Consider the following 7,145-nt stretch of genomic DNA (forward strand, 5'->3'; position numbering starts at 1 on the left):
ATCTCTTGAGCAGGATCTCAGATTAGTGTCACAGGCGCGAAACGCGTTCAGCAGCGCCGACGCGGCATCTGCCGCGCATGGGATGAAAGCTTAACAAAAAAGCTTCACAGGAGGTTAAACCAGAGTCGAAGTGCGCCGGCATCTTTTCCAGCGCTTTCTGATCCCCACATGGGCTGGCAGCTTCTCACGGAGACTCGGATGACACGTCGTCACACCACATCGATTTTCAACCGGCTGAAATGCGCCGCGCTGGCCGGCCTTGTTGTCGCGGGATTCGCGGGCGCGTCGGCGTCTGCCGCCGACGACCCGGATTTGATCTTCCGCCGCTCGACGGTGTTCAAGCTGCTCAGCCCCAACGACAAGCTCGCGACCTACGGGATCGACGATCCCGAGATCGAGGGCGTTGCATGTCATTTCACGGTGCCGGAGCGCGGCGGCTTCAAGGGCTGGCTCGGGCTCGCGGAGGAAGTGTCGGATATCTCGCTGGCCTGCCGGCAGATCGGCCCGATCCGCTTCAAGGATAAGCTGACGCAGGCCGACGACATGTTCAGCAAGCGGCGCTCGATGTTCTTCAAGAAGATGCAGATCGTTCGCGGCTGCGACGCCAAGCGCAACGTGCTGGTCTATATGGTGTACTCGGATCGACTGATCGAGGGATCTCCGAAGAACTCGACGTCGTCCGTTCCGATCATGCCGTGGGGCGCCGGCGACCAGGCCGTGCAGAAGTGCGGCGACTACTTCAAGTAACGGGCCCCGGCTGGTGCTCCCAACGATAAAGGGAGCGAAAGGCGACAGGCTGCGGCCTGTCGCCCGTTATGATCGACGCTCTATCCAGTGGTCCGAAAGCCTCGTCTCACGTCGGGCGGCTGGCTGCGGTCCGCGGCAGATCGCGCTGACCAACCAGTCGCACCAGGCCCTGCTGGATCGACTGAGTGCCGGGATGGCCGAACAGGCTTTGAAGCGCCATCTCTCCGGCGAGGCCCACGCTGCGCAGTTTTGCGGCCGTTGCCGCTGAACGGGCCGGGCTTTCGGGCAGGCTGCTGTTATCTTTGGTCAATCGCGCCTCGCTCGTCATTTCTTGTTCCTCCACGAAGCTCATAAAAAAACGCTCAACGCCCAAAAACGTTGCATCGCCGCTGATGCGGCGTCTGAAACCGTGATGTCTGGGGTGTGGCGTTTCGCGTCCGCGCGCCTTGGCGCGATCGCCCTGGCTGCACGTGCTGTCGATCAGTCGCTCGTTGGAGCGGTCCGAAACGCCTTCGCTTGCTCTGTAGCAGGTGGCGATGCCAAGCACCAGCCGCCCGATGGAAACAAGTTAATCCAATCTTGCGGACCAGACGGACTGCTGCGGCTAATCGGTCGCCACGGCAGGGAGACGCACGAACTAACAACTCCGACGGGCCTTCGCCCTTTCACGGTCGAGCGTGACTAGCGCGCCGCGATGACATCATGATGTCAAAGGCGAGGCCATTTGCGGCACTCGGGACATCACGGGGCTGCAGCCTAAGCAAATACCGACGTCTTATGTTTCAGCTGTGTTTCGTCGCACCGCCCACTGACGAAACAATTGGGGCTCCGACGAAACCATTTTGCGCCTGAACGCAGCGGTGCCGAAACAGGCGGCGGCTATCAGTCATCGAGAGCGAGGCGGCGGGGGCTGCCGAAGCCGACGGGAGGGCGCGCCAATGCGAACCATGAGCCTGATCCTTGCGTGCGCCTTTGTCCTGACCGCACCCTCGGTGGCGGGCTCATCGGAAGGCAGCATGCCGGGTGTCGGCACGTTCGCCTATCCGCGGGAACCTGCGATTATCGCGACGGTCCCGGAGGATGGAACGTCGGTGCTGGCGGCGTGGACAAAGTGAGCAGAGCGACGTGAGCCATTCTTTGATCGGTCGGTTACCGATGACGTTTCGTCTGGCGACTCTCGTGCTCGGGACTCTGCTGGCGGCGGGAGGCGGCGCGCAGGCGCAGGCAAGATCCCTGCTGAACGTGCCGGACTCGCGGATGGAGTTCATCCGCGCCTGCACCGCACATATGGCCGGCCGCTGGGCACATCCGGTCGCCGTTTGCGGCTGCTTGCACGATCACGCGGCGGCTGCCGTCCAGGACAGCGATCTGCGCGAGGCGCTGCTTCGCGGCATGCGTGAACGCGGCGTCCCCACGATCGAGAGCGATTGGCTCCCCGCGGCCAAGCAGGCCCAGATCAGCGCCACGTTCGACCAGATCGCCAAACCGACGCTGCAATGCATGTTCGATCCGGCCGATCGGCCGGTCGGAGAGCGGACCGACCTGCAGCGGTGAGCAGCAGCGCGCCGCTCTCGACCTCGCGTGCCGTGTGCGGCTTCGTCGGCACAGGCCGTATCAACGTCGCAGACGCGGCACGCATTTCTTGGTTCGAGCCACACCTTCGGACGTGAGCGTGGCGCCGGTGACCTCCAGGATCTGGCCGGTCGGGCAGGAGCCATCGTCGACCAGGATCTTCTGTCCCAGCCGCAATTCGGTGATGTCCTGCTCGCGCGACACCGTCAGCTGCTGCGCGGCCGCTGGGCCGGCCAGCGAGGCGAGCGTCAGCATTCCTATCAGCAGCAGCGCGGCGCGTGGGCGGCCGGCAACACGGACGTCGGTCATGTGATCTCCTTCATGCGCCGCGTGCAACCATGGCTTGATTCGCGGCGCGGCCAAACTGTCTGGCAATTCTGGCGAACTGTGGTTTGATCGCCGCGCCGGATCACACAAACAAAAAACGGAGCAGCCGCCGCATGAGCGTCACCGATACTCAACGCAGAATTCTTGACGCCGTCGATGCGGCCTTCGATGCCCAGCTTGCCACCACCCGAGATTTCGTCGCGATCCCGAGCACGCGTGGTGCCGAAGGTCCTTGTCAGGACATGATCGGTGATCTGCTGCGGCAACGCGGCTACGAGGTCGACGACTGGCATATCAATCTGGACGACCTCAAGGAGCTGCGCGGCTACGGGCCGATCGAGCACGACTTCTCCAAGGCGCGCACGGTGGTCGGCACCTATCGGCCGACGAATGCCAGCGGCCGGTCGCTGATTCTGCAGGGCCATTGCGACGTGGTCCCGGCGGGACCGCTCGACATGTGGGAAACGCCGCCGTTCGATCCCGTCGTGAAGAACGGACGGCTGTATGGCCGCGGCGCCTGCGACATGAAGTCGGGGACGATCGGGGCTCTTTACGCGCTCGACGCCATCAAGGCGGCGGGCCTGCAGCCGACCGGGCGGATTCACTTCCAATCGGTGATCGAGGAGGAGAGCACCGGCGTCGGTGCGCTGTCGACCTTGCAGCGCGGTTATCGGGCAGACGCGTGCTTCATTCCGGAGCCGACCGGCGCCAAGATGGTCCGCTCCCAGGTCGGCGTGATCTGGTTCCGCGTCAGGGTTCGTGGCTATCCGGTGCATGTCGCCACGGCGGGCTCCGGGTCCAACGCCATCACGGCGGCCTATCATCTCATCGGAGCGCTCGAGAAGCTCGAGGAAGAGTGGAACCGTCGCGCCGCCAGCGATCCGCATTTCAAGACGCTGGCGCATCCGATCAACTTCAACCCCGGCATCATCAAAGGCGGCGACTGGGCGTCCAGCGTGCCGGCGTGGTGCGACGTGGATTGCCGGATCGCGGTGCTGCCGGGCTGGTCGATCGCCGATCATCAGGCCGAGATTCTGGCCTGCGTTGCGGCGGCGTCGCGCGATCATCGCTTCCTGTCGAACAATCCGCCGCAGGTGGAATGGTCGGGATTCCTGTCCGAAGGCTACGAGCTGACCAATTCGGCCGAACCGGAAGCCGCTTTCGGCAAAGCCTACGACGCCGTCTACGGCGGCGTGACGCCGGATCTGGTGTTTACGGCGCTGACCGACACCCGATTCTACGGGCTCAACTACAACATCCCGAGCCTGTGTTTCGGCGCCAGCGGTGAGGCGATGCACGGCTTCAACGAGTATATCGACCTCGATTCGCTGCGGCAGTCGACCAAGGCGACCGCGCTGTTCATCGCCGAGTGGTGCGGCGTCGAGCCGGTGCAATAACCTCGCAGGTCATTGCCGATCCACGGCCGGCAGCTAGGTTTGCATCGCTGCCGGCTGCACCAATCAGAGCCCGCGCGATCAGATGCGGGCCACAGGAGGGACGATGACGCCGCTCGAGATGATCAAGTCGCGACCATTGCCGTTCGCGGCGCTGATGGGTGTCGAGTTCATCGAGGCCGGGCCGGAGCGGGTGGTCGCGACCATGCTGGTCCGGCCTGATCTGTGCACGCTCGGCGATGCGATTCACGGCGGCGCAGTGATGGCGCTGGCGGACAGTGTCGGCGCGACCGCCACCTTCATCAACCTGCCGCCGGACGCCAAGGGCACGACTACGCTGGAGAGCAAGACCAATTTCGTGGCGGCGGCGAAGGCCGGCACGACGGTGCGGGCCGTCGCGACGCCGGTGCATCGCGGCCGCCGGACACAGGTCTGGCAGACCCGGATCGAAACCGACGAAGGGCGCCTAGTGGCGCTCGTGACACAGACGCAGATGGTGCTTTAATACCGTAAACACCAGAATCCCGCCTCCGTATCATTCCTAGAGTGCGGTGCAAAAGCACCATTCAGGGGCGATGTTTGCGCTCGCGCAAGGTTTGGTAAACGGCTTGAACATAAGAGGTTTTAGCAATGTTCGATGGCGGTGAAGGCCAGTCGTGCGCTGGTGAGTCGGCCATTTGATCTTGAATATTATTGTGCGTTGCACAATATGTCTTTGGTCTAGGGAATCGAACGCCTCCTTGAGGGTCGTCCCCCCAAAGGAGATGAATAAATGTACGACGCTCTCATCGCCGATCTCACCGGGTCCAAAGGGACGATCAGGTCGCTGATCAACCAGGAACTGCCGCTGCTACGGGACCACCTGCTGCGGCTGGACGCCGAGAGCCGGCGCGATCGGTTCAATGGCTATGCGGACGAGGGCTTCATCGATCGCTATGCCATGAAATGCGGCGGCGACGGCACGATCATCGTGGCGTTTTTCGGCGAGGATGGATCGGTCCATGCGGCCGCCGAACTGCACCAACCCGACCTGTCGACCGACTCATTGCCGGAAATCGCGTTCAGCGTCGAAGCCCATCTGCGGCGCAAGGGCATCGGCAGCATCCTGTTCCGGCAGCTGATGGAAGTGGCGCGGTCGCTCGGCTACGAGAACCTCCGCATCACGACCGGCGCGCAGAACCAGGCGATGCGTGCGCTCGCCAACAAGTTCGGCGCCCACCTGACGTTTCGGCAGGGCGAGTCGACGGGCACGATCGACTTGAACCAGGAAGCACCGCAGGCCGACGCCGCGGCGATTGAGATCCCGGCGGGCGCGGCAAGCGCGCTGATCGACTTCAATCAGGCGTGCTGGAGTTTGTTCTTGAGAATGTCGGGTCTCGGTCGCGCCGCGTAAGCGACGGCGCGTTCGTCGCGGCGACGCCACTCCCAACAAACATAAACGCCGCGTGCTGAGCTCGCGGCGTTTGCTTTTCGGAATGACGGAATTGGCGTCGCGGGGAAGCGGCTGCGCGTACGGCAACCGCTCAGATGCGCTTGTCGTTTCCAACGATGCGGCGGGAGACGCGACGCTCGACGACGACCGAGCGCTGGCTGCCTTGCTCGCCGGTGATGACGCGGGTGGTACGCGCCGCCGCACGACCGGCCTTGCGCACTTCGCTCTGCACCTGCTCGATCGGCAAACCCATCAGCGACGCGGCGATCTCAGCCTGTGATTCGACGTCGTCAGTGATACCCATCGCCGCGAAGATTGCTTCTTCAAGCGTCGGTGGATCGCGCCTGACGCGACGCGTGCCATACTTCGTATTCCAGTCTTCGCTCATCGACCCGCCCCAATTTTTTTATTGCGGAGATACGTAGTGGAGCCGATGTTGCAATGCAATATAAAATCGGCGCGCGGACGTATCACCTTGGTCGAAATTGACCATCTGGCGATTGCGACAGATCAAACATAACAACCCTTCATGGCAGCTCTGCGTCGGAGACCGACGCAGAGCTGAACGTCGTCGAAGTCTAGGCCCTGAAGATCGTAAAGCCGAGAATCAGCAGCACGATGAAGATCACCGCGAAGATATAGAAGAGGATACGTGCCAAATCGGCGGAGGCGGCGGAAATGCCGGTGAAGCCGAAGATGCCGGCGATCACCGAGATCACCAGAAAGATCAGGGCCCATTTTAGAATCGTCATCGCTATCGTCCTCGTGAATCGTGCTGCGTGAACGAGGACAGCCGGCCATGGTTCCGCATTTCGCGGTGGAGATCGCCGATGATCGAAGCCAACGAGAGACCGGCGGCTGCCGGCCGATTTGAAGCGCGGGTGCGATGCGGCTAGATTGCAGCCGCAGCGACCGGTGCGCTCTGAGGGACGATACGATGACGATGGGGATGGTGCGTTCGGTCGCTCGCGGCTCAGTTCGCGCTGTGGCGTTGCCGATGTTGCTGCTGGTCGCCTCCGCCTCGGCGGCGCTGGCGCAGTCCGCCGATCTCGTGCTCTGCGACCGGATCGCTGCGGATCCGGCCGATCCGGACAAGCCGGCGAACGTCAAGGGCGTGGCCGAAATCGCGGCCGGCGATGTCGAGACCGCCATCAAGTATTGTCGCACGGCCGCCGCGGGATCGCGCCGCGCGATGTATGCGCTCGGCCGCGCTTATGCGGCCAACCGGCAGCCGGCGGATGCGCTCGCGGCTTTCCGCAAGGCCGCCGCCAAAGGCAGCACCTCGGCGATGGTCGAGCTCGGGGTCGCCTATGCGACCGGCGCCGGGGTGGCCAAGGACGAAGCGCAGGCCAGGCAGTTGTTCGCGACAGCCGCGGAAGCGGGAAACCCGCGCGGCATCAGCAATCTCGCGGCGCTCGGCGGCAGCGCCTCGTCCGATCCCGCGAAGACTCGCGCGCTGCTTGCCAAGGGCGCCGAGACCAATGCCGAGGCACAGTATCAGCTCGGGCTGCTGCTCGCCGAAGGCGTCGGCGGACCGAAGGACGAAGCCCAGGCGCGCGCGCTGTTCGAGAAGGCTGCGGCGCAGGGCCACCCGGGCGCGCTGGAGCGCATGGGAGCGTTCGCCCAGGCGGGGCGGGGCGGTCCGCAGGATTCCGCCGCCGCCAAGGGATTCT

At 63.8% G+C, this 7,145-nt stretch carries 11 protein-coding genes; 7 read left to right on the forward strand and 4 right to left on the reverse strand.

Translation table 11 applies throughout. The features are described 5' to 3' along the window. Window positions 1-198 precede the first annotated feature (198 nt). Window positions 199-747, forward strand: a complete 549-nt coding sequence (locus IP86_RS23970; protein ID WP_054164956.1) for a CreA family protein — start codon at window positions 199-201, stop codon at window positions 745-747. Between the two features lie 106 nt (window positions 748-853). On the opposite strand, the gene IP86_RS28860 is transcribed toward IP86_RS23970, so the two are convergent. Beyond that, complete coding sequence (locus IP86_RS28860) at window positions 854-1,294, reverse strand: hypothetical protein (protein WP_156332608.1); 441 nt, start codon at window positions 1,292-1,294, stop codon at window positions 854-856. A gap of 400 nt (window positions 1,295-1,694) precedes the next feature. Between IP86_RS28860 and IP86_RS28865 the strand changes: the two genes are divergently transcribed. Together IP86_RS28865 and IP86_RS23980 are read left to right on the forward strand one after the other, a co-directional pair. Beyond that, window positions 1,695-1,862, forward strand: a complete 168-nt coding sequence (locus IP86_RS28865; protein ID WP_197279966.1) for a hypothetical protein — start codon at window positions 1,695-1,697, stop codon at window positions 1,860-1,862. A 40-nt stretch (window positions 1,863-1,902) separates the two neighbouring features. Next, window positions 1,903-2,301, forward strand: coding sequence for a hypothetical protein (locus IP86_RS23980; RefSeq protein WP_054164944.1), 399 nt, complete (start codon window positions 1,903-1,905; stop codon window positions 2,299-2,301). Between the two features lie 60 nt (window positions 2,302-2,361). Here IP86_RS23980 and IP86_RS23985 read toward each other — a convergent pair whose 3' ends face one another. After that, window positions 2,362-2,628 (reverse strand): DUF6719 family protein, encoded by a 267-nt coding sequence (locus tag IP86_RS23985; RefSeq protein WP_054164945.1) that lies wholly within the window; start codon window positions 2,626-2,628, stop codon window positions 2,362-2,364. Between the two features lie 131 nt (window positions 2,629-2,759). On the opposite strand from IP86_RS23985, the gene IP86_RS23990 reads away from it, so the two are divergent. From IP86_RS23990 to IP86_RS24000, 3 genes are all read left to right on the forward strand, one after another. Next, window positions 2,760-4,043, forward strand: coding sequence for an ArgE/DapE family deacylase (locus tag IP86_RS23990; RefSeq protein WP_054164946.1), 1,284 nt, complete (start codon window positions 2,760-2,762; stop codon window positions 4,041-4,043). A gap of 103 nt (window positions 4,044-4,146) precedes the next feature. Continuing rightward, window positions 4,147-4,545 carry a PaaI family thioesterase gene (locus IP86_RS23995; RefSeq protein WP_054164947.1) on the forward strand — a complete coding sequence of 133 codons (399 nt, stop codon included), beginning with the start codon at window positions 4,147-4,149 and terminating at the stop codon, window positions 4,543-4,545. Between the two features lie 267 nt (window positions 4,546-4,812). Next, window positions 4,813-5,433 carry a GNAT family N-acetyltransferase gene (locus tag IP86_RS24000; protein ID WP_054164948.1) on the forward strand — a complete coding sequence of 207 codons (621 nt, stop codon included), beginning with the start codon at window positions 4,813-4,815 and terminating at the stop codon, window positions 5,431-5,433. A 130-nt stretch (window positions 5,434-5,563) separates the two neighbouring features. On the opposite strand, the gene IP86_RS24005 is transcribed toward IP86_RS24000, so the two are convergent. Then, entirely contained in the window at window positions 5,564-5,860 is a 297-nt protein-coding gene (locus IP86_RS24005; RefSeq protein WP_054164949.1) for a hypothetical protein, read from the reverse strand. Window positions 5,861-6,050: 190 nt separating this feature from the next. Further along, window positions 6,051-6,224 (reverse strand): DUF1328 domain-containing protein, encoded by a 174-nt coding sequence (locus IP86_RS28330; RefSeq protein WP_082364236.1) that lies wholly within the window; start codon window positions 6,222-6,224, stop codon window positions 6,051-6,053. A gap of 245 nt (window positions 6,225-6,469) precedes the next feature. Here IP86_RS28330 and IP86_RS24010 point away from each other — a divergent pair. Beyond that, window positions 6,470-7,145, forward strand: a 676-nt coding sequence (locus IP86_RS24010) for a tetratricopeptide repeat protein (RefSeq protein ID WP_502694016.1), incomplete at its 3' end; no start/stop codon positions are given.

Origin of the sequence: Rhodopseudomonas sp. AAP120 (assembly GCF_001295845.1) — a bacterium.
Lineage (GTDB): Bacteria > Pseudomonadota > Alphaproteobacteria > Rhizobiales > Xanthobacteraceae > Rhodopseudomonas.